This window comes from Streptomyces sp. S07_1.15, from assembly GCF_020739505.1.
Classification (GTDB): Bacteria; Actinomycetota; Actinomycetes; order Streptomycetales; family Streptomycetaceae; genus Streptomyces; species Streptomyces xinghaiensis.
Genome location: NZ_JAJBZK010000001.1, coordinates 805,067 through 831,411 on the forward strand (window position 1 = coordinate 805,067; position 26,345 = coordinate 831,411).

Annotated in this window: 23 protein-coding genes and 4 pseudogenes; 6 read left to right on the top strand and 21 right to left on the bottom strand. The window is 70.0% G+C overall.

The features are described from left to right. Window positions 1-65: 65 nt before the first annotated feature. From LIX60_RS03420 to LIX60_RS03465, 10 genes and pseudogenes are all read right to left on the bottom strand, one after another. The gene (locus tag LIX60_RS03420) at window positions 66-551 is read right to left on the bottom strand and encodes a hypothetical protein (protein WP_227957135.1); all 486 of its coding nucleotides are present in this window, start codon (window positions 549-551) and stop codon (window positions 66-68) included. A 180-nt stretch (window positions 552-731) separates the two neighbouring features. Next, entirely contained in the window at window positions 732-2,006 is a 1,275-nt protein-coding gene (locus LIX60_RS03425; protein ID WP_374117786.1) for a sugar ABC transporter permease, read from the bottom strand. Beyond that, window positions 2,003-2,779 carry an ATP-binding cassette domain-containing protein gene (locus LIX60_RS03430; protein WP_227957136.1) on the bottom strand — a complete coding sequence of 259 codons (777 nt, stop codon included), beginning with the start codon at window positions 2,777-2,779 and terminating at the stop codon, window positions 2,003-2,005. The genes LIX60_RS03425 and LIX60_RS03430 overlap by 4 nt, the downstream gene beginning before the upstream one ends. A 44-nt stretch (window positions 2,780-2,823) precedes the next feature. Next, window positions 2,824-3,936, bottom strand: coding sequence for a sugar ABC transporter substrate-binding protein (locus tag LIX60_RS03435; protein WP_227957137.1), 1,113 nt, complete (start codon window positions 3,934-3,936; stop codon window positions 2,824-2,826). 68 nt (window positions 3,937-4,004) lie between these two features. Further along, on the bottom strand, window positions 4,005-6,563 hold the full coding sequence (locus LIX60_RS03440; protein WP_227957138.1) for a SpoIIE family protein phosphatase: 2,559 nt from the start codon (window positions 6,561-6,563) through the stop codon (window positions 4,005-4,007). Between the two features lie 229 nt (window positions 6,564-6,792). Continuing rightward, window positions 6,793-7,287, bottom strand: coding sequence for a DUF3995 domain-containing protein (locus LIX60_RS03445; RefSeq protein WP_227957139.1), 495 nt, complete (start codon window positions 7,285-7,287; stop codon window positions 6,793-6,795). A 510-nt stretch (window positions 7,288-7,797) separates the two neighbouring features. Further along, window positions 7,798-7,950, bottom strand: a complete 153-nt coding sequence (locus LIX60_RS03450; RefSeq protein WP_227957140.1) for a hypothetical protein — start codon at window positions 7,948-7,950, stop codon at window positions 7,798-7,800. A gap of 494 nt (window positions 7,951-8,444) precedes the next feature. After that, window positions 8,445-9,383, bottom strand: a complete 939-nt coding sequence (locus tag LIX60_RS03455) for an SMI1/KNR4 family protein (RefSeq protein WP_227957141.1) — start codon at window positions 9,381-9,383, stop codon at window positions 8,445-8,447. A gap of 1,104 nt (window positions 9,384-10,487) precedes the next feature. After that, window positions 10,488-10,598: pseudogene (locus tag LIX60_RS03460) on the bottom strand (DsbA family oxidoreductase); the annotation flags it as partial. Between the two features lie 53 nt (window positions 10,599-10,651). After that, the gene (locus LIX60_RS03465; RefSeq protein WP_227957142.1) at window positions 10,652-11,512 is read right to left on the bottom strand and encodes an SDR family oxidoreductase; all 861 of its coding nucleotides are present in this window, start codon (window positions 11,510-11,512) and stop codon (window positions 10,652-10,654) included. Between the two features lie 132 nt (window positions 11,513-11,644). On the opposite strand from LIX60_RS03465, the gene LIX60_RS03470 reads away from it, so the two are divergent. Continuing rightward, window positions 11,645-12,049 carry a helix-turn-helix domain-containing protein gene (locus tag LIX60_RS03470; RefSeq protein WP_227957143.1) on the top strand — a complete coding sequence of 135 codons (405 nt, stop codon included), beginning with the start codon at window positions 11,645-11,647 and terminating at the stop codon, window positions 12,047-12,049. A gap of 274 nt (window positions 12,050-12,323) precedes the next feature. On the opposite strand, the gene LIX60_RS03475 is transcribed toward LIX60_RS03470, so the two are convergent. The 3 genes from LIX60_RS03475 to LIX60_RS03485 all read right to left on the bottom strand — a co-directional run bounded on the left by LIX60_RS03475 (window position 12,324) and on the right by LIX60_RS03485 (window position 16,429). After that, a complete protein-coding gene (locus LIX60_RS03475; protein ID WP_227957144.1) occupies window positions 12,324-13,175 on the bottom strand; it encodes a PRD domain-containing protein in 852 nt (283 codons plus the stop codon). 97 nt (window positions 13,176-13,272) lie between these two features. Next, window positions 13,273-15,435 (bottom strand): glucose PTS transporter subunit IIA, encoded by a 2,163-nt coding sequence (locus LIX60_RS03480; RefSeq protein ID WP_227957145.1) that lies wholly within the window; start codon window positions 15,433-15,435, stop codon window positions 13,273-13,275. Window positions 15,436-16,015: 580 nt separating this feature from the next. Then, complete coding sequence (locus LIX60_RS03485; protein WP_227957146.1) at window positions 16,016-16,429, bottom strand: hypothetical protein; 414 nt, start codon at window positions 16,427-16,429, stop codon at window positions 16,016-16,018. A 320-nt stretch (window positions 16,430-16,749) separates the two neighbouring features. Between LIX60_RS03485 and LIX60_RS31375 the strand changes: the two genes are divergently transcribed. Continuing rightward, window positions 16,750-16,881: a hypothetical protein gene (locus tag LIX60_RS31375; RefSeq protein WP_265584789.1), complete on the top strand. Its 132-nt coding sequence runs from the start codon at window positions 16,750-16,752 to the stop codon at window positions 16,879-16,881. 11 nt (window positions 16,882-16,892) lie between these two features. Here the strand turns inward: LIX60_RS31375 and LIX60_RS03490 are convergent, their stop codons facing one another. From LIX60_RS03490 to LIX60_RS03505, 3 genes are all read right to left on the bottom strand, one after another. Continuing rightward, window positions 16,893-17,543 carry a DUF6417 family protein gene (locus LIX60_RS03490; protein WP_227957147.1) on the bottom strand — a complete coding sequence of 217 codons (651 nt, stop codon included), beginning with the start codon at window positions 17,541-17,543 and terminating at the stop codon, window positions 16,893-16,895. A gap of 545 nt (window positions 17,544-18,088) precedes the next feature. After that, the gene (locus LIX60_RS03500; RefSeq protein ID WP_227957148.1) at window positions 18,089-18,973 is read right to left on the bottom strand and encodes a cation diffusion facilitator family transporter; all 885 of its coding nucleotides are present in this window, start codon (window positions 18,971-18,973) and stop codon (window positions 18,089-18,091) included. Window positions 18,974-19,577: 604 nt separating this feature from the next. Further along, a complete protein-coding gene (locus tag LIX60_RS03505) occupies window positions 19,578-20,117 on the bottom strand; it encodes a hypothetical protein (RefSeq protein WP_227957149.1) in 540 nt (179 codons plus the stop codon). 428 nt (window positions 20,118-20,545) lie between these two features. On the opposite strand from LIX60_RS03505, the pseudogene LIX60_RS03515 reads away from it, so the two are divergent. The 3 genes and pseudogenes from LIX60_RS03515 to LIX60_RS03525 form a co-directional block, all read left to right on the top strand. After that, a pseudogene (locus LIX60_RS03515) lies at window positions 20,546-20,835 on the top strand (site-specific integrase); the annotation flags it as partial. Window positions 20,836-20,931: 96 nt separating this feature from the next. Further along, the gene (locus LIX60_RS03520; RefSeq protein WP_227962610.1) at window positions 20,932-21,267 is read left to right on the top strand and encodes a hypothetical protein; all 336 of its coding nucleotides are present in this window, start codon (window positions 20,932-20,934) and stop codon (window positions 21,265-21,267) included. Then, window positions 21,264-21,716, top strand: coding sequence for a MerR family transcriptional regulator (locus LIX60_RS03525; protein WP_227957150.1), 453 nt, complete (start codon window positions 21,264-21,266; stop codon window positions 21,714-21,716). The genes LIX60_RS03520 and LIX60_RS03525 overlap by 4 nt, the downstream gene beginning before the upstream one ends. On the opposite strand, the pseudogene LIX60_RS03530 reads toward LIX60_RS03525, so the two are convergent. The 4 genes and pseudogenes from LIX60_RS03530 to LIX60_RS03545 form a co-directional block, all read right to left on the bottom strand. Next, window positions 21,700-22,253 (bottom strand): annotated as a pseudogene (locus LIX60_RS03530) (transposase); the annotation flags it as partial. The gene LIX60_RS03525 and the pseudogene LIX60_RS03530 sit on opposite strands and share 17 nt — an antisense overlap. 246 nt (window positions 22,254-22,499) lie before the next feature. Further along, on the bottom strand, window positions 22,500-23,234 hold the full coding sequence (locus LIX60_RS03535; protein WP_227957151.1) for a hypothetical protein: 735 nt from the start codon (window positions 23,232-23,234) through the stop codon (window positions 22,500-22,502). Between the two features lie 14 nt (window positions 23,235-23,248). After that, window positions 23,249-23,677, bottom strand: coding sequence for a hypothetical protein (locus tag LIX60_RS03540; protein WP_227957152.1), 429 nt, complete (start codon window positions 23,675-23,677; stop codon window positions 23,249-23,251). Window positions 23,678-23,940: 263 nt separating this feature from the next. Beyond that, window positions 23,941-24,633: a hypothetical protein gene (locus LIX60_RS03545; protein WP_227957153.1), complete on the bottom strand. Its 693-nt coding sequence runs from the start codon at window positions 24,631-24,633 to the stop codon at window positions 23,941-23,943. 273 nt (window positions 24,634-24,906) lie between these two features. Between LIX60_RS03545 and LIX60_RS03550 the strand changes: the two are divergent. Continuing rightward, window positions 24,907-25,657: pseudogene (locus tag LIX60_RS03550) on the top strand (transposase family protein). 66 nt (window positions 25,658-25,723) lie between these two features. On the opposite strand, the gene LIX60_RS03555 reads toward LIX60_RS03550, so the two are convergent. Then, window positions 25,724-26,293 (bottom strand): SMI1/KNR4 family protein, encoded by a 570-nt coding sequence (locus LIX60_RS03555; protein WP_227957154.1) that lies wholly within the window; start codon window positions 26,291-26,293, stop codon window positions 25,724-25,726. Between the last annotated feature and the right edge of the window lie 52 nt (window positions 26,294-26,345).

Below are 26,345 nucleotides of genomic sequence, written 5' to 3' on the forward strand. Positions count from 1 at the left end.
GCACCCGGCCACAGCCCGCCGCCGTCCTGGACGGGGAGCGGGAGTGACATGGGGTGCGGCTGCGGCTACTGACGCCAGACGCAGTGGAGCGCGAGAGCGGACCGGCCGTCCGGGGCGCGGGGACCGCCCCGCGATCCCTCGGGGGCCATGCCGGTGGGGACGGACTGCCGGGCGTCCGCGGCCGGGAGCCTGGACCAGGACGGAGAGAGCCCGGACGCGTCGGGGCTCTGCGCCGTCAGGGCCTGCGGTTGGGCGAGAGCCCGCGGACGGTCGACAGCATGGTCCACGTGACCGTGACTGTGCTCGTGGTCGTGCTCGTGGTCCTGGTCGCGCTCGTGGCCGTGTCCGTGTCCGTGCTCGGGGAGAGGCCCGGAACCTCCGGTGGCGGAGTGGGCTCGGGCCGATACACCGGCCCCGGCATGCGCCCCGGTGAAGACCGGCCCATGGACCGTCCCCGCGAGGTGAGCCGCGATCAGCACGACGAGACCGAGCAGCAGAGCCGCCCGGCCCGCTCGCACGGCGGCCGGCAGACCGGTACACAGCCCCATCACATACGGAAGGTATGCGATCGGACACCCCTTGTTACGGAACGCGGTGCTTGGGGTGTCGTCAGCGCCGCCCCCGGGTACGGCCGGGGACCGCGGAGGGTGCCGTCCGGCGGCCGGATCACACCGGCCGCCTGCTCCTCCCCCGCACTCGTAGGCATGGTCCTCGTCAAGCAGGACGGCGCCTCAGGCCCAGCCGTGGGCCTGCTGGGTGCGGTGCGCGAGGGTGTCGATGACGACCGCGCCGAGCAGCACCACACCGGTGATCATGAACTGGACGGCCGCCGGGATGCCCAGCAGCGCCATTCCGGAGGCGACCGACTGGATCACCAGGATGCCCAGGAGCGCCGACCAGGTGCGGCCCCGGCCGCCGAAGAGGCTGGTGCCGCCGATGACGGCCGCGGCGATGGCCTCGATCAGCAGGTTGCCGGAACCCGCCGTCGCACTGGCCGAGCTGACCCGGGAGGCCAGGAACAGACCCCCGATCGCGGCCATCGTGCTGGAGATCATGAAGACGGACACGCGCACCGACGTCACGGCGATACCGGCGCGCCGGGCCGGCTCGATGTTGCCGCCGAGGGCGACGATCCTGCGGCCATAGGGAGTACGGCGCAGCAGCACATCGAGGCAGACCAGGAAGACCAGGAAGACCAGCAGGGCGAGGGGCAGGCCCAGGAACTGGTTGAGTGTCCAGCCGGCGGTGAAGGAGACGGCGGCGAGGGCCAGGGTGCGCAACACGATCTCGGGCAGGCCCCGGGCCGGCAGGGCGCCGGCGGCTCTGCGGCGCCGCGCGGTCCGGTAGGACAGCAGGAAGTAGGCGAGCGTGCCCAGCGCTGCCAGGGCGTAGGCGACGGCGACGTTGTGGAAGTAGGAGTGGGTGAGCCTGACGACCGGGCCGTTCTCGTCCAGGAGGATGGTGCCCTGCCCGGCGAAGATGTACAGCGTCAGACCGTTCCAGCCCAGCAGTCCCGCGAGCGTGACGACGAAGGACGGGACGCCGACTCTGGCGACGAAGAAGCCGTGGACGGCGCCGATCGCCGCACCGACGGCGAGCGCGAGGAGGACGGCGGTCGGCTCCGGAACGCCGTGCCGCACGTTGAGCGCCGCGAACAGGGCCGCGGACAGGGCACCGACCGAGGCGACCGAGAGGTCGATCTCGGCCAGGAGCAGCACGAACACCACGCCGACGGCCACGAGGCCGGCGCCGACGATGTCGATGCCCAGGTTGGAGAGGTTGCGCGGGCTGAGGAAGTCGGGGTCCATGATGCCGAAGACGGCCCAGATCACGGCGAGGGCGACGATGGCGGGGGCGGAGCCGAGCTGTCCCTCGCGCATCCGTCGCCGCGTGGCGTCCAGGTGGCCCTTCAGCCGGCGTCGCGCCTCCCGGCCGCGGGAGCCGGACGGCTCGGGCGGGCCGGGCGGCTCGGGCGCGTCGGCCGGGTGCGGTTTCGTGGAGGTCACAGTTGCCACTCCGGTGTCGTGCGCTGGACGACGGCGTTGTCCGTGGCGCCGGTGATGGAGGAGACGATCTGCTCCTGGGAGGTGGTCGGGACGTCGAAGAAGCCGTTGTTGTGTCCCAGCCGCAGGACCGCCGCGCGGTCCGCGACGGCCTTGACGTCGCCGAGGTTATGGCTGATGAGCAGGACACCGAGACCGCGCTCGCGCAGTCGCTCGATGAGATCGAGGACCTGGACGGACTGCTGGACGCTCATGGCCGCGGTGGGCTCGTCCAGCAGGAGCAGCCGGGGGTCACCGAGGAGGCAGCGGCAGATCGCGATTCCCCTCCGGTGACCGGCCGACAGCGAGGCGACGGGTACCCGCAGGTCGGGAATGCGGAGGGACAAGGTGCTCAGCAGTTCCCGGGCCTGCTGCTCCATCCGCACCTCGTCCAGGAACCCCAGCCGGCTGATCTCCCGCCCGAGGAAGAGGTTCCCGATCACGTCGATGTTCTCGCACAGGGAGAGGTCCTGGTAGGCGGCGGCGATGCCCAGTTCGCGGGCGTCCCGGGGCCGGGAGATCCGGACGGTGCGGCCCTGCCATGCGATGACGCCCTCGTCGGCCGGCCCGGCACCGCTGATGACTTTGAGGAGTGTGGACTTGCCCGCGCCATTGCCACCGACCAGGGCGACGACCTCTCCGGCATGGATCTCGAGGCCGACGTCCAGCAGTGCCTGCACGGCGCCGAACCGTTTGGAGATGCCGCGCAGCGCCAGCAGCACAGGTGGGGTCGGCACGTGAGATCTTCCCTTGCTTGAGTGCCTGCGCTCCGGACACGGCCCTAGCCAAGGAGACCGGCCTCCTCGCAGGCGGAGCGGATGTCGGGGGTGCAGATCTGGTCGGTGGTGTACTTGCCGCTTCTGATCACGGTGTCGATGGTCTCGGCGGTCAGCGCGATGGGCTCGAGTACCACGGAGGGGATGTCCCGGCGGGAACCGTTGTCGACCGTCCCGGTGGCGATGTCCTCCACGCTCTCCCCCCGCCCCAGGGCGACGGCCATCTCGGCGGCGGCACGGGCCTCGGGGGTGAAGGGTTTGTAGACGGTCATGTACTGCTCGCCGGTGACGATGCGCTGCACGGCCGCGAGGTCCGCGTCCTGGCCGGTGATCGGAGGCAGGGGACGGACGCTGGCCGACCTCAGAGCGGCGATGGCTCCTGAGGCGAGGCCGTCGTTGGCGGCGTAGACGCCGTCGATCCGGTCGGGGCCGAGGTCGGCGATGGCGGCGGTCATATCGGCGTAGGCGTTCAGGGGGTCCCAGTTGAGCACTTCATACCGCTTGGCGATCTCCACCCGGCCCTTGAGGACGGAGAGGGCTCCTTTCTTCAGGTCGGCCGCGTTCGGGTCGGTCGGCGAGCCGTTCAGCATGACGATGCGGGGCCGGGACGCGTTCGGGCCCAGTGCCCTCAGCAGGGCCGTGGCCTGCAGCCTGCCGATCTCCTCGCCGTTGTAGGAGACGTATCCGGAGAGGGGGCCCTTGGCCAGTTGGTCGTAGGCGACGACGGGCACCCCGGCCGCCGCAGCGCCGCGCACCGTGGGACGTGCCGCCCTGGAGTCGACGGAGCCGAGAATCAGCACGTCGATCCCGCTGGTCAGCAACGCCCGGAGCTGTCGCTGCTGAGCGGCGGCGTCCGGCCCGCTCGGGGAGTAACGCACCGTGCAGGTCGGGCACAGTTCGCGGACTCTGCTCTCGATCAGCGGCCGGTCGAACCGCTCCCAGCGGTCCGCCTGATTGGCCGGGAGGAGGAGTCCGATGGTGAAGCCCCCCGTGCGGGGTGTGGCGCTGGCCCCGTCCGGCTGTCTTCCGGCTTGGGCGGCCTGCCCGCAGGCCGCGATGACCAGCACGAGTGCCGCGGCGCCCAGCGCGGCCACGGCCCGGCCCCGGCGTGGCTTCATCCCCGGCACCTCCCGGGCCGCCCGGCCCACCTCGATTCAGCGACTGGACGATATTTTCCTATTATGTCTCATTTTGCACCCAGAGTGTCTTCTCGGCCGGTCCGGTTCCCCTGGGTGGGCTCCTCCTCGGAGCCGAGCGGTTCCGGTTCCGGTTCCCGCGACGGCAGGGCGATCTCGCTCCACACCTGCTTGCCGCCGCTGAGCGGCACCGAACCCCAGGACTCCGACACCGCTTCGACCATGAGGATGCCCCTGCCGCCGGTCGCCTCCCAGTCCATGCTGGCCGGCTTGACCGGCGTACGCGGCGAGGAGTCGCTGACCGCGACACGCAGCCGGTTCCCCGTCAGCGCGAGGTCCAGCCGGACCTCTCCCCGGGTGTGCACCAGAGCGTTGGTCACCAGCTCGCTGACCACCAGGAGAACGGTGTCGGCCTCGTCCACCGCGTCCCACCCGCGCAGCGTCCGAAGGGTGAAGCGGCGCGCGTGTGCGGCCGCGTCGGGCAGCCGCCAGACCGCCCAGCCCGCCCGGAGCGGCCGGACCGCCATCCCGTCGTAGCGCAGCAGGAGCAGCGCCAGGTCGTCGTCGCGGCGCGCACTACGGCCGAGCAGGGCCGCCGCCATGCCCTCGGGGTCGGAGGGGTCGGCGGCCGCCAGGGAGTCACCCACCCGGCGCATCCCCTCCTCCGCCCCGGTCTCCGGCGACTCCACCAGGCCGTCCGTCATCAGGGCCAGGACGGAGCCGGGCGCGATGGCGGCGGTGGCCATCGGGAACGCCGCCTGGGCGTCCACGCCCAGGGGCGGGCCCCCTTCGACCTGCAGCTCCCTCGTTCTGCCCTCCGGATCGCGCAGCACGGGCGGCAGGTGCCCCGCCCGTACGATCCAGGCGTTGCCCTCCTCCATGTCCAGGGCGACATAGCAGACGGTGGCGAACAGGTCGGTCTCCATCCCGGTCAGCAGCCGGTTGGCGTGCGAGATGACCACGTCGGGGGTGTGGCCCTCCACGGCGTAGGCCCTGATCGCCGTACGCATCTGGCCCATGACGGTGGCGGCCGCGGCGCTGTGCCCCTCCACGTCCCCGATGACGAAGGCCATCTGCCGGTCGGACAGCGGGATCACGTCGTACCAGTCACCTCCCACCTCCAGCCCCGCGGCGGCGGGGAGGTAGCGGACGACGGCCACGCCGCCCGGCAGGGCGGGCAGCGTGCGGGGCAGCAGACTGCGCTGAAGCATCGTGACCAGCTCGCGCTCGGCGTCGAACGCGCGGGCCCGCATCAGGGCCTGCCCCGCCAGGGACGCGGTGGCGGTCAGCAGGGAACGCTCCTGCAGGCCGAACTCCTGTGCCCCGTTCCAGCCGATCACGCACGCGCCGAGCGTCCGGCCCTCGGCGGGCAGCGGCAGCAGCGCCAGTCCTCCGGGGCCCAGCCCCACCAGATCCGGTGGGGCGGCCGTGCCCGGCGGCCACAGGTGCACGTTCCCCTCGCGCAGAGTGCCCTCCACCGTGGGAAGGGAGCCGGGGAGGGCGTCGCGCCACTCCGCGCGCCAGGCCGACCGCCATGCCTGCGGCCAGGCGCCCGGATCCCGGGGGTCGAGGACGGTGACCATCAGCCGGTCGCTCACGAGTTCGGCGAGCGCCACCCGGTCGGCGCCCAGCGAATCGCGCAGGACGCCGACGATGTCGCGGGGGCTCGTGGTGTCGGCGAGGGCGGTGGCCAGCCGCTGGACCCTGGAGACCTCGTGGGCCCGGGGCCGCAGACGGGAGGCTTCCGCGACGACGCCGAGCAGCCGGTCCGGCCGTCCCTCCGGATCGAGGACCAGCCGGCAGCTGAGCGACAGCCAGCACAGTTCTCCGGTGCCCAGCCGGATCCGGAACTCCAGGTCGCGGAGGCCGGTGGCGCGCTCGTCCGGCTCGACGAGGGACATCAGGGCCGGCAGGTCGTCGGGAACGGCGCGCCAGAGCAGGGTCTCGACGCGTCCGTCGAAGTCCTCCGGCGCGATGCCGAACAGCTCGGGCAGCCGGCTGTCCGCCTCGATACCGCCGGTGTCCAGAGCCAGGGTGAAGGCACCCGGGCGGATCCGGCGCAGCACCGCATCGGCCGGGGCCGGCTCCCGTGCGCTGTCGGTGTCGGGCGTGGTGTGGGGCCGGCCGTCCGCCTCCAGCCGGGTCGTGAGCTGGCCGGCGTACATCTCCAGCAGGTGGCGGCGTGTGGTGTCGAAGCCGTACGGGCCGTCGTCGACGACGAGCAGGCAGCCCAGCCGTCCGCCCTCCGCGCCCAGCGGCAGGGCCGCCGCCGACACCCCCGGCGCCCCCGACACCCCCGGCGCCCCCGGCGCCTCGGCGGCGGTGGCCGTCCCGACCGTGGCCGTCCCGCTCGTGGCCCTCTCGGTGGTGGCCCTCTCCGTGGTGGCCCTCTCCCCCGTGGCCGGCCACACGGAGCGGCCGGTGCGGTAGGCATCCGTCACCGGGGAGTGGTCGTCCGGTGACAGCGTCTCGGGCACCTCGTACGGTGTACTGGTCCGGCCGAGGGTCTCGATCAGCCGCAGCCTGCCGGTGCCCTCCGCGTCGCGCACGTAGACGGCCGCCATCGCCGCCCCCGCGAAACCGAACGCCGTCCCTGCGTTCTCCCTCATCCCGTCGCCTCCGAACCGGCCGGATACGGCCGCCTCCAGAGTATGGAGAAACCGCCGCCCGTACCCTGCCGGGAAACGCGCATGGGGCGCACCACGGGCCCCTCGCGCGTGTCAGCCCCCGGACGGCGCCCGAGCCGGCCCGGGGCCCACAGCAGTCGGCTGAAGGGGTCCGCGATCACCTGCACAGCCCAAGCGCACTGCCGGACTGCCACCGGAGGCTGGAAAGGGCTCAGTGGCCGACTGCGGCTCTCTCTGCCGCCCGGGCCGTCATGTCCTTGCCGAAGCCGTGCGCTGCCAGCACGAACAGCAACCCGCCGAGAATGAACCAGGGGTTCCACAAAGCGAGCGTCCAGAACTTCTGCGCGGCACTGATCTCGCCCACCGCGGACACCTCGGTGATGAGCAGCACCTCGACGAGAAGCCCCCGGGTCAGCAGCAGCGCGCCGATCCCGACGCCGAGCCACCGGAGCGCACGCCACCGGCGCCCGTGCACACCGCGCCGCCGCAGCCCGAGCGCCACCGCGGCGCCGACCAGACACAACAGGCCAACGCCCCACAGACCTCCGGCCACGAACCAGGCCGGCCGCTCGGAGGCAAGACGCTCACCCGACGAGACGGCCAGTCCCACTTCCCCGCCGAGCGCCCAGAAGACATGCAAACCGGCGAACGTTGTCGCCCAGCCGACAGCGAGATACGCAAACCACCGCGACGCACTGAACCGCAACTCCGAACCCCCGTTTCAACCGCATGGCAGAACCCAGCGACACTGCCGATCCTTTCCAGCAGCGTCAGGCAATGCAAGCGTCCTGGCGAGCGCCCCTTCTCGCAGTCCTCTGTCGGCAACTACTCACCGTTCAAGGGACGTTGAATGTGTCATTGGATCGCAGATCAGGCTTGGGGCTTGCCCTCCCGCCGGTACGGCGTACCTCACCGATCGGTTGCCCAGAGCCGTGTGGTCGGGCACCGGAGCTTGCGGAGGGGCACCAGAGTTTGAGGGTGGCCACGGTTCCAGGCCGTACGGCCAGTGCTACACCCGGTGGTTTCACGGTGCGTGAGCGCGTGCGGCTCAGGTGCCGTAGCGGCTGGTGCGGGCTCGGGTCCGGTGGCGGGTGCGCCAGCGGCGCCAGTGCATGGCGAGCCAGGTCCGGGCGGTGCTGGCGAGGACGCGGACGATCCGGTCGTAGAGGCGGACGGCGAGCGACCAAGCGGGATTTCGCGCGGGTGCCCGAAGCGGTCATGGCAGGCGCGTGGTCGTCCACGTCCCGACGCCGTAGAGGACCCGGGCGGTGCCGCCGTCCGGGATGAACTGGGCCAGCTCGTACGCCAGTTCCTCCGCCAGCCTCGCCTCGGTGGTCGCGCCGGACCCAGGCGGCGAAGCCCGGTACATCTCCGATGCGGGCGAGGAAGAAGTCGCTGTAGACGACGAGCCCACTTCCAATCGAACAGTCCGGTGGGGTCGCTGCGGTGGACGGGGTCGCCGTCGGCAGGTGGTGGGAGCCCTGCCGGGTCACGGCTCGGAGGGCGGGAGGGCGCACGCACCGTCCGGGCCGCACCCGGCTCCGTCGAACAGCGGCGCCGGCACTTCCTCGCCCGCCGGAATCCGCCAGGCCGGAACCCGCACCGTCCGCCCACCGGGGACGCCTGCGCCCCGTGGCCCCGGACGGCTGCCCGGTCAGGAGGTCGCCCCGCGCAGGGGTCGGCCGCTCGTGCCGTGCCGGGTCGGTACCGTGCGGCGGGCCGGGATCGACCAGGACCGTCGTGTTCTCCCCGGCCCGACATCAGCCGTACTCGCGCGGCTGACCTGAGCGCCCTGCAAGCAAACCCAAGGAGGGGGGCCGGCTCACGGAGCAGGGCCCCTTCTCGGTGAGTTGTCGTGAGTTGTCAGCCCGACAGGGATCGCCACCGGCGCTCCTGTGTGGCATCGAGCCTGCTGCCCCACACCAACGCCCCACCGACCAGACCGGGCTGGTCCCGCGTGGCCAGGGCCGGGGATTCGAGCATGTCGGCGACGTCTTCCAGATAAGTGACCAACGTGTCGCGTTCGCCGCCGGAGTCTTCGTTGTAGCGGGACCAGCGGCCCAGGTATCCGGTCTCGGCGTCCAGGTACAGACCCGAGGTACGGTCGGCCACGCCGTAGGAGACAACCGGGATCCAGGCCGCCTTCCACACGGTGATCCGGTCATGTTCCGGACGGCGGGTGTTGAGGGTGTCCTGGTGCGCCTGGGATTCCATCTGCTGCCGGTGGACGGCGGCCACGGCGTCCAGGGTCATCAGGGCCTCATTGCCCGGCAGGCATCCCGCGCCGTTGACCCCGTCGTCACCTGCTGCCAGAGACCACAGGGTGCGCAGCTCAGCGGGTACCTGAACGCCGAGGTCCTCTTCGAGGGCGGTGATGGCGGCAGGGTCCGCGCCGCGGCGCAGCGCGGCTTGGGACTCGGGGGCGTCGTGCTGGAGCCGGCGGCTGATGCGCTGCCAGGCGTCGGTGATCTCCCGTATGACCACGTCGGTGCCGGGGTCGGCGTGCTGCACCTGCTCCCGGCCCTGATCTCGAATGTCCGCGGCGGGCTCTGCGGCGGGGGCCGGGTTCACATACCGGATCTCGATCCGGTCGGGCTCGCGGATGTAGCCGATGGCCAGGGCGGGGCAGTCCTCGAACAAGTCGGCGTCGACCATCACGGTGAGAATGCCCGGCAGCCCCGAGGGCCGGCCCATGTCCGGGTCGTCGGCCAGGTGGCCGGCCAGGACCTTCAGAGCGTAGGGGACGCCGGCCCCGAGCTGGATCGCGGTGTCGCGTATGTGCGGAGGGATCCCGACGTTCACAGCCTGGTGCTCCTTACCGGTCGGATGCAGGGCGGTGCCCCACACAGTAGGACGCGGGCGATTGAGGCAGCACCGGCGCTTCCGACCGCCCTGTCACCGCTTCGGCACTCTGGACATCGCCGAAGACCTCCGAGTCCGCTGGGCGCGCGAAAGCACGAGGCCAGCGAACTCGTGCATGGTTGGTGGCGAGGCGTCGGGGACCGCGGCGGGGAGGCACCGCGGGCGTGGAACGTCTGGCAGCCCGTCGGGCCGGACGAAAAACAGGGGGTGCCGCCGCTCGCCGAGCCGGACCGTCTTCGCCGGCCGGTCAAGCGCCCGGGTGCGGGGCCAGACTGCCGCGCAGGGCGTGCATGGCTTCCACGGCATCGTCGTCACCGATCTGCCGGTAGATCTCGACGGCGCGGTCCACGTCGTCCAAGGCGCCCTGGGTCTGCCCCAGTTGGCGGCGCGCCCGGCCGAGCGCGGCGTATACATCTGCGCCTGCCACTGCGGCATGTCCGACGCCGATTCCCAGGCAACGGCCGACTCGAGTGTCTCCACTGCCTCCCGCCACCTTCCCTGCGCCATGTGCAGCAGGCCGATGTGGCGTGCTGCCGACACCCGTGTCATTCCCGCGATCACAGGCGACGGAGCCGTGGCCGGGTCGGACGCCGGCGCGAACCTGTGCTGGTAGGCCCGCAGCGCCTCGTCGGGCCTTCCAGCGCGCTCGAGCGACCTGCCCAGGACTGACAGCGCGTGATTCACCATGCCCTCCCGGTCGTCCACGGCGTGGAACCCCCGCATCGCCCGGGCGGCCGGCGGCAGCGCGCCGTGGGCATCCCCGGCCTTCAGCAGCGCCACCGCCAGGTACGAGTCGGCCCACGCCTGCTGTCGCAGATCCCCGGCCACGACCGCTTCCGCGTGGGCCCGGCGGGCGCAGTCGCTCGCTCCCGCGGTGTCGCCGAGGCAGTTGTTGTGCGCCCAGGAGAGGTAGTTCAGGTGCGTCGCGACGGCAGCGTGATCGGCCAGCTCGGCGGCGGCGTTGCTGGACAGGGTGAATACCCGGGGCCAGTAGCCCCAGTGGATCCAGCGGTCGGAGAACCAGTGCATGGCCTCGGCCACGTCGACCACCCGTACCTGGTCGCGGTGTGCGAAGCCGGCCAGGGCTTTCTCGAAGCGGGCGGTGCCGATGCAGCACCAGGGGCAGACGACGTCGCCCCAGATCTCCACGCGCAAGGCCGTGCCGTTCCTTGCGTCCGTACGGATGCCAGGGGGCTGTGCGGCGGATGTCAGGCCGCGAGGGCCTGGGTGACGACGGTGGACAGCGGGGTGGTCGGCCGCCCCAGGAGTCCTCTCAGGTCGGCGGTGACACCGGCCAGCGCGCCGTGGGAGACCTGCACGTCGGCGTCGACGATCAGGTCGGTGACGAAGTCGGGCAGCCCGGCCCCGGCGAGGATCTGCCGGTACTGCTCGGCGGGCAGGTCCGTGTAGGTGACCGGCCTGCCCGACTGCGCGGCGCTCTCGGCAGCCAGCTCCGGCAGCGACCAGGCGGTGTCACCGGTGAGCTCGTAGACCTTTCCGGCCTGGTCGTCGCGGGTGAGGACCACGGCGGCGGCTTCGGCGAAGTCCGCGCGGGCGGCGGAGGCGATCCGCCCTCGGCCCGCGCTGCCCGCAAGAGCGCCGCGCTCAACGGCCTCGGGGAGGGCTGCGGTGTAGTTCTCGGTGTACCAGCCGTTGCGCAGCAGCACTGCGGGCAGGCCGGAGTCGGCGATGGCCTGCTCGGTGTCGCGGTGTACGCGCGCCAGGCCCAGCGGATTGGCAGGGGCTCCGATGACCGACGTGTAGGCAATCAGGCCGACACCGGCCTTGGCCGCCGTCTCGACGGCCGCGCGGTGCTGGGCAACGCGGGCGTCGTCCGGGCCGGTCGAGGAGACGAGCAGGAGCTTGTCGGCACCGGCGAAGGCGGTGAGCAGGGTCTCGGGCCTGTCGTAGTCGGCCAGGCGGATGTCGACGCCCTGGGCGGCGAGGTCCGCGGCCTTGGCGGGGGTGCGCACCGCGGCGGCGATCCGGTCGGCGGGCACCCCGCGCTGAAGCAGGTGTTCGATGACCTGGCGGCCGAACTGTCCGGTGGCACCGGTGACGACGATCATGACCAATTCCTTCGTGTGGTGAGGGAGGGGGCCGGGCGACTCCCGGCTCCCTCACCGTACGCTAACTAATAGTTAGTGCAAACTTTTACACCGCGCTGTGTTCGAGGTAACGTGAAGGAGAAGGAGGTACCCATGAACGAGCCGTCCACCGAGGACGAGCGCCAGGCGGCCGCGCTGGAGTTCGACGTCTTCGCCAAGCACTGTCCCTCCCGCCAGGTCCTGGACCACCTCACGGGCCGCTGGGGCGTCCTGGTCCTCGCAGGTCTGCGCAAGGGGCCCGCGCGCTTCAACGCCCTGCGTCGGCGCATCGACGGAGTCAGCGAGAAGATGCTCGCCCAGACGCTCCAGGCCCTGGAGCGCGACGGCTTCGTCAGCCGCGAGGTCCTCACCGCAATGCCCCCGAGCGTCAACTACTCCCTCACGCCCCTGGGGGAAACCACCGCCGACCACCTCATGGCCTTCATCGGCCACATCGAGGCCAACATGCCCGCAGTCCTCGCGTCCCAGGAATCGCACACCGCCACGGCCCCGGCGTGACCTCCCGGCGTGCGGCCGGGTCCGCCCGCACGCCGAAGAAGCCGAAGAAGCCGAAGAAGCAGAGCCACGTCCCTCTCACACACGACCAGTTGCGAGAGTTCTGCGAACACCCCGGAGCCGCTCACGAATCCGCAGGTCCCCGTTGGCGGAACCCCTCGGGGGATCGTGGCGTTCCCGGCGCCGCTCAGGGGCCCGACCCGGCCCACCTGACCTGGCTGCCGCGATCCCGAGCGGGTTCGTCTCCGTGAAGCAACGCGTTGTTCCTTGACGGCTTCTACGTGGCGGTGCCGTTGGCGTCCATGGTCATGCGGGCCACATGGAGTGCCATGTAGGAAACCTCGTCCTCGCTCAGTTGCTGTCCCAGACGCAGTTCGACGATCGTCGCCAACTGCTGCGCGGTGCGGGTCGCCTCCGGGTAGTGCTGGCGGATGCCCTTGCCGATCGTGGACTCCTGGCCCTTGAGCTGCTGCCGCTGCTGGATACGCACGAAGAGGTAGCGCACGTGGGTGATGAACCGCGCCGCGCCCATGGACGCGTCGAAGGCACCCAGGCTGTAGCGCTCCCGCACCACGGCGAGCATCTGCTGTATGACCCCGGTCATCGTGTACGTGAAGGACAGATCGCCGGAGACGAAGCCCGCGTTGACCAGGTGCAGCGCGAGCGCGGTCGCCTCGGACGCATCCAGTTCCGGGGTCAGGCGCTCGTTGATGGCGCGCAGCAGGCGCTGCGCCTGGGCGTACTCGGTGGCGTACAGGGTCTGGACCTCGTCGCGCAGCGGGTACTCGATGGCGATACCTTGCGCGGCCCGCTCCAGCGCGCCGGCGATGTGGTCGGCGACGGCGATGGCGAGGGTGGGGCGGGTGGACTCGCGCTCTTCGATGCCGACCTCGCCGAGAGCGGTCACGACAGCGTGGAGTACCTCCTCGCTGATGAGGGCGAGAGCCTCGGCCAGGTGGCCGGGGTCACGGCCATCGGCCGGGACGAAGACCCGTTTCACCAGCGCGGCATCGACAGGCTTGCCCTGGCTGGAGCTGAAGCCGATGCCGCGTCCGGTGAGGATGACCTCCTGGCCCTTCTCATCACGTGCGAGGACCACATTGTTGTTGAGGACCCGCAGTACCTTCACCGCCGTCCCCCTCCTGTCCGTGCCCCGTCCTGCGTCTTCCGGTCCGGCGCGCCCATCATGCCAAGGGGCGTGCGCGCGCCGGACCGGCAGCGGGACATCACCGCCGTACGGTCACCACGAGGGCACCGGCGGTGACGTCCTGCCCGGTGTGCGGCTCCACCGCGGCGAGATCCGCGGTGTTCAGGACGGTCATGAGGGTAACGGTCGGGTGGTTCGCGGCGCGTATGGCGTCGAGGTCAACCTCGGCCAGGAGGTCACCGGAGCTGACCCGCTGGCCGGGCGCGACGTGCACGTCGAAGCCCTCGCCCTGCATCTGTACCGTGTCGATGCCGATGTGGATGAGCACCTCGATGCCGTGCGTGGTGCGGATACCGAAGGCGTGGCCGGTGTCCGCGACAGTGATCAGCTCGCCGTCGACCGGGGCGACGACACGGCCGTCAGCCGGCTCAATGCCCACGCCCTCACCGAGCGCGCGGGAGGAGAAGACCGGGTCCTCGACCTTGTCGAGGCCGGTCACGCGGCCCGCGACCGGCGCGCAGAGGGCGGTGCTGTTCGCGGCGGGAGCGCCGGAAGCGGTGCCGGTGGGTGCGCCGCGCGGGGCGGCGGTGGCGGGGCCCGTGGCATCGGCGGTGGCTTCCGCGTACGCGGCGCCGACGGTGACCAGTTCACGGTCGTCGGCCGCTGCGGTTTCACGGTCGGTGTCGGTGTCAATGTCGGCGTCGGCGTCGGTGGCCGCACCGCGGGCGGCGGCCTCGGCGGCGTCGCGCTCAGCGTTGGCCTGGGCGCGCTCCTCGCGAGTGCGGTAGTCGGAAAGGTAGACGAGCACCATCGAGGTGACGAAGGCCGCCGTGATCGCGATGAGGTAGACGCCCACCGGGGAGAAGACCGGGATGGTCAGCACAGAGGTGAAGGCGAATACCTCGGTGTCCACGCCGCCCAGGACGCCCACGATCACACCGCCCACCAGGCAGCCCACGAGCATGCGCGGGTAGATCCGCTTGAAGCGCAGGTGGATGCCGTACAGCGACGGTTCGGAGATGCCGCCGAACAGGCCCGCGGCCAGGGCGCCGGTGGCGGTCTGGCGCATGAGCGGCTCGCGGTGGCGGATCGAGAGCAGCAGTACGCCCGCGGTCGCACCGAAGCAGGCGAAGTTCCAGGCGCCCATCGGGCCCTGGATGAAGTCGTAGCCGATGGTGTTGATGTTCTGGAGCATCAGCGCGTTCAGCGGCCAGTGCAGGCCCAGCGGCACCAGGAACGGGTACAGCAGCGGGATGAAGATCGCGAAGACGAGCGGGGCGTTGTCGTTCAGCCAGGCCAGGCCCTCCCCGATGCCGTTGCCGGCCCAGACCCCCAGGGGGCCGACGAGGAAGGCGGTCACCGGGATCATGATCAGCATGCTGAAGAACGGCACGAAGACCAGCTGGATGTTCTCGGGGAACACGCGCTGCAGACCCTTGTGGACCAGGGCGAGCAGAGCGACCATCAGCAGCGGTACGAACACCTGGCCGCCATAGTCGTTGAGCTGGAGCGGCAGGCCGAAAACGTCCGCCACGCACTGCTGGGTGCCCAGCGTGGAGTTGGTGGAACAGGTGACGCCCGGGATGCCGGAGTCGGGGTTGAGCATCCCCGTGAAGTTCGGGGTCATCACCGCGGCCATCACCGTGGCGCCCACCCACGGGTCGATCTGCAGCTTCTTGGCCGCGTTGTAGGCGACCATGATCGGCAGGAAGTACAGCACCGAGCGCCACATCGCGTCGACGAACACCCAGGTGGCCGACTTGTCCTCGGCACGGAAGTCGACCACGCCCAGGGCATCCAGGACCGAGGCGATCGCGATGATCAGCGAGGCGCCCAGCAGCACGCCGAGCAGCGGGCGGAACGAGTCGGAGAGGTACTCGAAGAAGTTGTCGAGCCAGGCGAAGCGGCCCCGGCTCTTGGCGCGAACCGCGGCCTTGACCTCCGCGTCGGACTTCGGGCGCGCCGCGCCGGAGCGGCTCATCGACGGCAAGTTGATGATCTTCGAGTGGACGTTCGCGACAGCGCCGCCGATCACGATCTGGAAGCGGTCTCCGGACTGCGGCACCGTGCCCATGACGCCGTCGAGGGCGTCGAGCGCGGCCTGGTCGACCTTGCTGCCGTCATGGAGCTGGAAGCGCAGCCGCGTCGCGCAGTGTGTGAGGCTCTCGATGTTCTCCGCTCCACCGACGTCACGGAGGATCTCCTCCGCCAGCCCGTCGATGCCCGGTGTTGGTGTGTTCATGATGCGTCCCTGCATCCCTGGTCCCTGCCGTCCTGCGTAGGTCCGCGATCTCTCCCGCCCGGATTCAGGCAACGAAAAAGGCCCGGGTCGCGCACGCGGCGCTACCCAGGCCTTGCCTCTCCTCAAGCGGTACACCGCCGTGGCGTCGCGCGGGGCAACGACGGTGGCGTCCTCGGAGAGTAACAACCCTGCGATCGAGATCGATCGTTCACAACTGTAGCACCGGGCGGGGACGGGGCGGGACACGCTGCTCTCTCACACTCGCCGCTCGCCACTTACCACCCGGCGCACGGACCGTCAGCGCATGGCGCGGGACACCGTCAGGTACGGCGTCCGGCCCTGCCCGGCGAAGCCGTGAAGGACAGGGGCCGCATCCTTCACTCGCTGAGCGAGCGGCTGTGGAACGGCGGCGCCCTCGTCGTCATCACCCCGGCGACGAGGGCGGTCAGGAAGGCCGGCGCGAGCCGTTTCACCCGGAATGAATCCCGCTGCCCGCAAGGAGCCCACCGAATTCCATGACGAAAAGGCCAAGGAGGCCCCCGGGTTTCCTCATCGGCCTTTCGCCTGCCCGACGGTCCGGCTACTTCGACATCACCGCCCGAAGCGTTCCCGCAGTGGTGGCCTCGAACTCACCGAAGGCCGTCGTTCCGTCGGAGAAGAGGACGTAGGCCCGGGACCCGGCGATGTCGAGGACGCGCACCCCGGCCGACGAGGAGCCGGTGAAGTCGGGGTCTATTCCGCTGAACGCCACCTGCTCCCCGGGGGCGAAACCGGAGAAGTTGGCGATCACCACCTCGGTGTTCACGCCGACCGTGCTGGTGAGCGTCGCGGGACCGGAGAAGCTGCCCATACTGTCCCACGTGATGGGGAACTTGGCGGTACGGCCGCTGATACCGAACGACTGAACCTGCGCGCCGCTTCCATTGTTGATGGTGAGGCTGACGGAGAACGAGTTGAGTGGACCAGCAAACGTGGCCACGACTTCCTGAGCCATGTGCAATCTCCCGTCTGATCACTGCCGGGCCGAAGTCCGGCCCGCACAGACGTGTTTATGGTGCGCCCATTTCGGCATCGTCAACCGGTTCCGGGACAATCGAAAAGAAGCACAGTAGCGCTGACGGAGAATCCTCCGTGAGGTCGCACTTCCCCCCAATGCATCATTGCGCCGTTTCACCCTGACCCCGAATGGTAATACCACGAATAAAACGGCGCAGGATACTACATTCGGATAGTGCGAGAAATCAGCACGCTTTCACCGTGCCGGTCCGGAGCCGGATGCCGCCGAATCGCTCCGGCCACGGATTCGGGACCTTCGTGTCCGGACACGCCAAACCCGCCGCATTCTCGCCCCGTTCACCGCGCGTGGCACGGCTGGCGGACCCGGGCGAGGGCCGGGTCACCCGGGCCGTCCTGCACGACGTGGACGGCGGGCGGCTGACGGCGTGAACCGCTCCGGGTCACTCCAGGCTCACCACTGCCGTCGCGGCCGCGGTGAAGGACGTGGCGGGGATGGGGTGGGGGTGGTCGAGGTCGTAGGCGCGGCGCAGGCGGTTGCGGTGGGTGACGCCGCCGACGAGTGCCTCCAGGTGGACCGCGTGGGCCAGGCCGGCGAGGCCCGTGTCGTCGAGCTGGAGGCGCCAGCGGTTGGCATCGCGGTCGAAGTGGGCCTCCGTCAGCGCCTCCCACAGGGTTTCGGCCGGTGCCGGGGCGCCGGTCAGGTCGGGGACGAGATGGGCGTAGCGGCGCAGCAGCAGCATCTCGGCGGGTTGGAGGGCGATCTCGCGCCAGGCGGGGTCGGTTGCCTTGGCCGCCCAGGCCGGGGAGGGCGGGGTGGTGTGGGTGCGGCCGTGTCGCCAGGCCAGGGCGTCCAGGCCGTCGGGGGTGATGCGGGTGGCCCGTGTGGGGGCGGGGCGGGAGGCGTCGGGGGTGAGGGCTTCTTCGGCCGGCGCGGTGGTGGCCAGCCCGACCCATTCCAGGGCCCGTACCGCGTGGCCGTCCACCACGCCGCTGACCGGGATCCAGCACTGGCGTACCGTCTCGGCGGCCCGTTCTGCCTCCGCGAGGCGCTCCAGGACCTCCCACTGCCTATCGCTGATCTTGCCGAGCATCTGCCGTGCTCCTTCCCGCGCCGGCTCCGGCGGCCGGTGTCACCGGACAGTGCGGGGATCCTGCCGTATCGGCCACCGGCTCGGCAGGGCTTTCGCCCGTACACCACGCGTACAGTTCCCGACTGTCCGCGGCCGGGTCCGGCTGTGTCCGGTGGCCGTTGCGGGCAGTCCCGCCGGCCGCCTCGGTAGTGGCCGTAAGCCAAACGGGCTGGTGGATACGGCGCGGCTCCCGTTCCGTGCCTGTCCGGGGTACCTGAGCTGGATCAGCAGTTCGCTGCCTGCGTCGCCGTCGTCACCATGACCGGCCGCGGCAGGTCCGGTCGCCGCCACGGCGCCCCGGTTCGCGGCCGCCACAGCGCGCCGCTCACCACCTGATGATGGTCACGTCACGGACGGCCGCGCCCGTCCGTCCGTCCGTCCGTGACAGCAAGGGCTCTGTCCGCTCTCGCGCCGCGTCCGCCAACTCGCTTCGGCCGCCGCAGGATCACGGACCGGACCGCTCGCGGTCCGACTCGCGGGCGAGGTCCGTCACGAACCGGCTCTGCCTACCAGCCGACCCGGTCGCAGCCGATGTGGTCGGCCGGTTCGACCTGCAAGGTCGCATGGGCGACGCCATGGCGCTCACGCAGCAGATCGCGGGCCCGGTCGAGAACGGCGTGGCCGTCGGCGAGGTCGGCGGTGACCAGGTGGGCGGTGGCCACGTGCATGCCCGACGTCAGTGTCCACAGGTGCAGGTCGTGCACCTCACGGACCCCGCCGACCTTGGCCAGGTCATCGGCCACGGTGGCCGGTTCCATACCTGTCGGCGCATGCTGCCCCAGGACGGCGAAGACCTCCCGGCCCAGCACGACGGCGCGGACCGCCACGAACGTTCCGATCGCCAGGGCGATCAGGGTGTCCCAGACCGGCCGGCCGGTCGCGGCCACCAGCCACCCCGCCACGATCACCCCGACCGAGCCGGCGGTATCGGCCACCACTTCCAGGTAGGCGCCCTTGACGTTCAGGCTCTCCGACGCCCCTGACCGCAGCAGCATCAGAGCCGCCACGTTGACGGCCAGTCCGATCGCCCCGACCACGAGCATCGGCCCGAAGGCGACCTCGGCACCCTCACCGATCCGGCCCACTGCTTCGACGACCACGTAGACCGCGACCCCGAGCATCAGCAACACCGACAGCAGGGATGCGAACACCTCCGCCCGGTAGGAGCCGTAGGTGCGCCGACCAGTGGAGTCCGGCCGGGTGGCGAGCCGGGTCGCCAACAGCGCCGCGCCCAGCGCCACCACGTCGGCGGCCATGTGCCCGGCATCCGACAGCAGCGCGAGCGACCCCGACAGCAGCCCGTAGATCAGCTCGACCACGAAGAAGGAACCGATCAGGGCGAAGGACACCCCCAGCCGCCACCGATGCCGGCCCGCCGCGTGATCGCCCACTCCGTGATGCTGTCCGCCCATGACCGCGAGTCCTCCCCCGGTTCCGGTGACTGTCTCCGGCAGAGAAACACACAGTGCACCAATGGGGCAAAGGCTGCATCGGTGACCGTTGTCATCACCGATAAAGAGCCTATGACCTGCACAAACATAAAAGATCTCCGGAAGGACGAGAGACCGGCTCGGCAACGACCGAGGGTCTCCGGCGCGGCGGCCCCTGCCCGCGGAACACCAACCGCTCCGCCCGTCGAGGACGGTGAGAAGAGGGCATCGCCTCGCCGGCGACATCAGCGACCGTCCCGTCCTGGCGATGGCCTGTTCCGGGCGGCGGTGTGGTGTTGTTCCGGCCGCACTGCTCAGGCAGCCGGTGGGAGCCGTGGTGGGGACGGCGTGCTCGCCCCCACCACGGTGGTGGTTCAGGCGCCGACCGGCTCTGCCCGCGCAGCCGGCACGCCTGCCGCGCACCCGGGTCGAAGCTCATAATGAAGGAGTCAGTACCTTCAGTTACCTCCGAGGGGGATCGACCGGCCACGGGTGGGCGAAACGTCAAACTGGTGGACGGTCAAGCCGAGCACCTTGGGTCGGCGGCAGATCCGCCGATGCCGCGTCAGGGGCCGTTGCCCACCGAAGGCCGCGGTGCGGTGGAGGGCGATGAAACGGTGGGGTCGGCTCCGAAGGCCGCCGTCTTCTCGATGGTTCCGCCGAGCTTCTCCCGAGCCCTGTCCAGGTACTTCTTCGGATCGGCCGCAACCACCCATCGGTTGCCCACCAGATAGACGCCGCCGTACATTTGCGCGTACTCGAGCCAGTCCCGCTGCCCCTTGGCCGTGGTGAAGCTGACGAAGACGTATCTGGCCTTGGAGGCAGTGCAGATTCCCTGGCGGTAGTCGTCGACGTCGGTGGTGATGTCGGCGGTGCAGTCAACAGCGGAGGCGAGTTCCTCCACACTGGCGGGCCGGGCCGCCGGTGGACGTGCGCTCGGCGTGCCGGAGTCCTGCCCGCCGGCGCTTGCGCCGGTTCCGCCGCACCCGCCGACCAGCACCATCACCGTCAGCGTGAGGACGGACGCCGCAAGGGTCCGCAACGATGACGGCGAGCGGCGCAGGACACGGCCACGGGCGGAGACGGGGCACGGGAGAGGGTTCATCGAGCACTCCTTGGGACGGAAGTGTGCGTCGCCGAAGTCCCGTACGCATGAGGGTGACCACCTGTTCACCACGGCGGGCACGAGGCAGGCAAGGCTTTCGTCGCGGCGGTGCGTGCCGGCAGTGCCGTATCCGGCGGGGCCTCACTGCGCAAGCCGCTCGTCCGCAGCGCGGCGAACGCCCTCGTAGGACTGCGGGGTCGCCACCGTCTGCCCGTCGATGAGGAAGGGTCGATGAGGAAGGTCGGTGTGCCCTGCACGCCCAGGGCCAGGCCGTCCGCCTGGTCGGCCTGTACGCGGACAGTGGTGCGCTCGTCGTCCAGTGCCGCGGCGAACTTCTCCATGTCCAGGCCAGATCGCGTGCGTAGCCGCGGAAGACCTGCCGCCGGGGCTCCTGCGCCTCGCCCCCTCGGCTCCTTGGCCTTCGTTCCAGCCCCCGTGACATCTGCCCGGACACCGGCTTCGCCCGGCTGTCGTACGGGTCGGCCCGCGCGCTGCTGGAGGAGCACACCGCCGTACGCGGGCCCGGGACGGGCTGGGATCTGGACGAGTACCGGCACTCCTCCCTGACCCGCCTCGGCGAGGCGGGGGCGAGTCTGCTGATGCTGGTGGCGGAGTCCCGTCACAAGAAGCCGGAGAACGTCCGCCGGTACTTCAGGCCCTCCCCGGGGCCATCGCCGAGCTGGCCGGCCTGCTCTCTCCAGCAGATGCACGGCGCTGATCCGCCGACGGCCGGGCTTGCAACCGGTACCCAGGTACAGGTTTACCGTCGGAGGTATCCCCACCACCGGGGACGTGAGGACCGGGAGTGAGCGCGATGAGTGGTCTCGCCTGGGTGCCGCAGTCCTGCACCCTGCCCACCGAGGAACGGCCCCTGCGGGTCGCCGAGTGGGACGCACTGTTCGCCGAGCGGCTGGTCTCCCTGTCCCGGCCGCAGCCACTCCACCTGCGCCTTGACCTGGCCGCCGGAAAAGGCATCCAGGGCCGGGTGCATGACCTGGTGGAGCGCGAGAGCGTCTGCTGCTCGTTCTTCACCTTCACCACCACCGCCGGCCAGGACCTGATCCGGCTGGACATCTCCGTGGACCAGGCGTACGCGGCGGTCCTGGACGCCTTGGCCGCACGGACCGCTGCCGCCGGGGAGCAGCGGTGAGCACGGAGCTGCGCAGCGGGCAGGTGGCCGAGGCGGCCGGGGTGAACATCCAGACGCTGCGCTACTACGAGCGGCGCGGCCTGCTGGCCGAGCCGGAACGCAGCAACGGCGGTCACCGGCTCTACAGCGAGGACGCGGTGACCGCGCTGCGGGTGATCAAGGCCGCCCAACGGCTCGGGTTCACACTGGAGGAGGTCGCCGAACTTCTGGAGGCCGGCCGCCATCGGCACGGCCGTCCTGTGGCCGGGCTCCGGGACCGTGCCGCGGCCAAGCTCGCCGAGGTTGACGCCAAGATCGCAGATCTCACCACCATCCGCACCACCCTGGCCGCCGCTGTGGAGGCGGGCTGCGACGACCTGACCGTGTGCGCGTCGAGCATGTGCTGCCCCATCCCCTTCACCGGCCTCGCCGAGGAGAATCTCAGTGACCGTGTCAAGCCGTCTGCGTGACCGGCGGGCGGGGGTGAACAGCCTCTTGTCGCGCAGCATTACCCAGAGCACGTCGACGCGTCGACGTGCGAGCGACAGCAGAGCATGGGTGTGCAGCAGCCCTTCGGACCGCTTCTTCAGGTAGTAGTCCCGCGACGGGCCGGGCCGCGTCATCGCGGTCTGGACGGCCAGGTAGAAGCGGTGCCGCAGGCGCCAGTTGTAACGCTTGGGCCGGTGGTGGTTGCCGATTCGGCGGCCGGAGTCGCGGGCGACTGGGGGTCAGGCCGTCGTGGGGGCCAGACGCCCGGCGTCACGGCAGAGGGACAGGTCGCCCACGATGGCGACGAACTCGGCGCCCAGGTTGGGGTCCATGCCGGGCAGGGACTCGATGGTCTCGGCACGCTCGTCAGCGCGGAAGGTCTCGCGGATGTCCCGATCGTTGTCCTTGATCCGCTCGTCCAGGGCCAGGAGCTGGTGGGCCAGGCTGGAGGGCCGTGACCAGCTCCGGCGGGATGTTCGGCGGGGTGACGTCCCGGGGCCCGGGACACAGACCACCTGCTGGTCATGGACGATCAGCAGGGGCGGCAGCAGCGTGGAGGCCCGGCCGGAGATGCCAACCCCCACCGCACTTCACCGGCTTCTTCGCTTGTGGTGTCAATGAGAGTTCCGAGCACCGGCGCCGAGCCCGGTGCCAGACCGCGAAACAGCCGTTGCGCCGAGCGCCACCGAAGGGCCCAGGCTCCGTGGCGCCTGGAACCCGCGGTTCATCCGTCGGCCGAAATCCTCCGCCGGTCCCCGATGGGCTCAGTCCGCGGACAGCGGGCGGTCGCGCCGGCGGTCGCGGACGCGGCGCAGTTTCTCCCGTTCCGAGACGGCCGGGCGGTCGCGTTCGCCCTCGCGGTGGCGCCGGATGTTCTCGATCTCCTCCGGCGTCAGGGGCCGGGGCGGCAGCAGCGGCTGCCCGGGGTCCCGGCGGGGTTGCTGGTCAGGTTCCCGGAAGGCGGGGTGGTGCTGAGCCCGGTACGCGGCCGTACTGGCACGCCAGCCGGCACCGTAGCGGTCGGTCTGCCGGTGGAGCTCGTCCGGGCGGGCGCGGTCCTCGGGCCAGGTCAGGATGAGGTAGTCCTCCATCGGCTCGACGGCCACACCGTCCGGCGCGGTGTCACGCCCGCGTGCGTGGACGCGGACACGGTAGATGCCGGGGCCATACGGGCTGAGGGAGGGCAGGTCGGGTGGGTCGGCCATCAGGCAGCGGACGCGCAGCGCCCCGGCCGGAGCGTGGAGGCTGTGATCCAGTACTTCGTCCCATCCCCCGGTCTCCACTGCGGCGGGCGGGGTGCGGAGTGTCCGGACCGAGACGGTGACGCGTCCGCTGCCGGCGCCCGTGTAGATCGCCGCCTTGCCCGGCAGCGAGCCGATCAGGCCGTTGTCCGGCAACGGGAGTTCGGCCGCCACCGTGTCCGGTTCCGCTAGGAGGTAGAAGTGGTGGTCAGCCTGCACGGCAGCGGTCATCGGAACGTCGGCAGCGGACCGGCTCATTTCACCTGTTCCTGTCAGAGGATCTCAACGTAGAAGGGATCTTTGTCGATGACGCGGTTGTTGACGTAGAAGGAGTTCAGCCGTGACCCGCCTTGGCTGTTCCGCCCTTCAGGGATCATGCAGGCGCTCCAACCGTCCGGGCCATTGCCGGACGGCAGGGCGGGAATCTGGCACCAGTCAAAGGTGCGGCCCGGAAAGGGCGGGTCAGGCAGGTTGGCTGTGTAGGCGCCCTCGCGGGTGGAGCGGCAGGGGTACTCGTCGCAGCTGTAGCCCGTCGGGCGGGGGTGTCCGTTGGTCCGCGTCGGGCAGGCGGTGCTGCCGTTCCGCTGCCGGAGGTCTTCGTCAGTCAGACGTGTCAGCGACTTGGTGTCCGGCGCGCCGGGCAGTCCGGAAGCCTGGGCATCGCGGATATGCCGGGCGTAGTCCGGGACGGGGCCTGTCATGGATTCGAGGTATGTGGGTGTGTGCGCAGGCAGCACGCAACCGGGGCCTGTACCGGGGTGGCGTTGTCGCAGCGAACGTTCGCCGTCGGCCTGATGACAGCCGCGTTCGTCGGGCCCACCCACCGGGGCCGCTCGGCGCGGTGGTGGCCACCGTGTCTCCGCTGTGGGTGGTCTGCGTGGACCAGCGCACTGCGCCGTGAGTCTTGATGTCATGTTGAACTCATTGTGTGTCAAGGGCCGACCGGGAAGAATGCGCGGGAATATTATGGTTTCCACTGAAGTAGCGCAGCCTCAACAGCGCGAGCTTTGATCTTCGTCCCCCGCAGATCGATACTAATTAAACCGGTCCTCGCAATAGCGCTCATTGTGGGCTCCGTAGTGCGCAAAATGGACGCCGGCTTAGGCTTAACAAGAAGCCGCGGCGCCAGAGTAAAGGGCACGATTCTTACATCGTCTATCTCCGACCACGGCATAGCCATGATGTACCTGCCCCGAACCAACGCCAAATGCGTGGCCGTGAACTCCAGCCTTAATTTCCGCTTACCAATCAAGTCAATAATGCCCCAAATGAGCAAGAGGGCACCAAAAAGCAGCAAGAACAGCCGATCCAGGTGCGGCCGATCATCACGTAAAGCCAAAAGCGAAATCATACTAAAAAGGCCGACAAGGCAGGAGATTGTCCCGCTGAGAAGTTTTCGCTTCCTTCCTCCACCCAGGACTGTGCCAGTTCCTAAAAATAGCCCAGCCCGCAGTGGCGCCGACGCCCCAGAAGAACTTGGACCTGCACCGGACTGAACTAGGTTGCGATATTCAAAGACAATCATCAAGACAGCAGCCAAACCTGCACTTGAAAAAATCCAAGGCGCGTTCTCGTCCGATACCTTGATGGCGCCCGCAGCTATTCCCCCGACGAAACTGAACATAGCGGCAGCTACCAAGGAACCCAAGATGCTCACTCGGTTCACGTAAACCCCCAACGTTTCAGGCCAAGCGCAAGCCACCCCAACGACGCGTGTGAACGCATCTAAGCTTACAGCCGCGGGATTCCACCTTCAGGTTTTCTCAGCGAAATGAGCTACGAAATGGCAGATTACGTTACAGTGAGCTCTTTCAGAGTGGCCACTGATCGAGTGATCCGGGCCGAGTCAGGGTGAGGTCCGCAACGCACAGGGCTCCCGTGCCGTTGAGGGAGGTGTTCGAAGTCTCAACCCATCGGCACAGGAGCCCTGTTGGTTGCCCATCCTGCCGCACTCGACCTGCCTCATGCTCTGGTCGAGTGGGTATCCATGCTCATCGTCACCCGTGAGGGTGACCGACGCTGCAAGCTGCCGCCCCACCAGCGTGCTCTCGTGGGCCTGGTCTACCTTCGCCGGCACGACACGCTCGCACAGATCGCTGCCGGCTTCGGCATATCCGTCGGCACCGCCCATGCCTACGTCACAGCAGTCGTCCAGCACCTGTCCGGCCGGGCACCGGGCCTCCTGCGGGTCCTGCGCGAGGCCGATCCGTACTACGTCCTGCTCGACGGGACGCTCGCCGAGTGCGACCGCGTCGGCGACAGCCGGGCCGACTTCTCCCAGAAGCACCGCCGTCACGGCGTGAACGTGCAGGTCGTGGCCGATCCCGCGGGCAACCTGCTGTGGATCTCACCCGCCCTGCCCGGCCGCACCCACGACCTGACCGCCGCCCGCACCCACCGCATCATCCGGATCTGCGAACGCCAGGGCGTCCCCGTCCTCGCCGACCGCGCCTATATCGGGGCCGACCCCTGGGTGACCACACCGATCAGACGGCTCCCGAACCGGGATCTCACCATGACCCAGCAGACGATCAACCGGGCCCTGTCGGCGGCACGGGCACCGGTCGAACGAAGCATCGCAAGGCTGAAGTCCTGGCAGATCTTCTGCCAGGCCCCGCTGTAGCCCCAATCGCATGACCGTCATCGCCACAGCCGTCCTCACCCTGGAACGTCAACGCTGATGAACCTCATGGCTGTTCCAGGGTGAGGACCGATGGGCAACGGCCGTCATCCGGTCGGGAACCGTCTCACGACCAGACAAGCCGACCTTCGGAGAACCGACTGACCCGGGAGCTTCCACCGGCGATCCTCGTCAGCGTCTCCGCCACAGAGTCGAAATACTGGGCCATCGATTCGTACTCGCCCGTGACCGTGGGGTCACCCACAAACCAGCTGCCGACGCGCCCGTCCCGCACATCAATGAACTTTCCACTCCAGCCGTCCTGGTCGGACAGGAACGGGATCCACTCGTTACGCCAGAACGGGTAGTCCGGCTGGTTCGGAGGGTCGAATCCGCAGGACGTGGAGCGGTTCGCGTAGAGCCTCTCCATCGCCCGGATGCCCAGGAAGCAGCTTCCCTCGTCGGGGAACCCGTCGAAGCCGCAGCACATCACGTCGTCGTCGAAATCTTCCTCCGGCAGATCCAGATTGTTCTGCAACAGCCAGGTCCGCAGGTCCCCATGCAGGGAGATCCCCATCCGTTCTTCGGCTGCCGCGAGCATCTGCTCCGTAGCGGGCCCGGGCAGATCCGCGTGATCGGTCGGCGCGTGCTCCCGAAGAAGACTCATCACACGCGACCAACTCTCAGCCACACTCATCGCCTTCTGTCCTCTCTCCAGGGATGCCTCCGTCCGACTACGCCACTGCGGA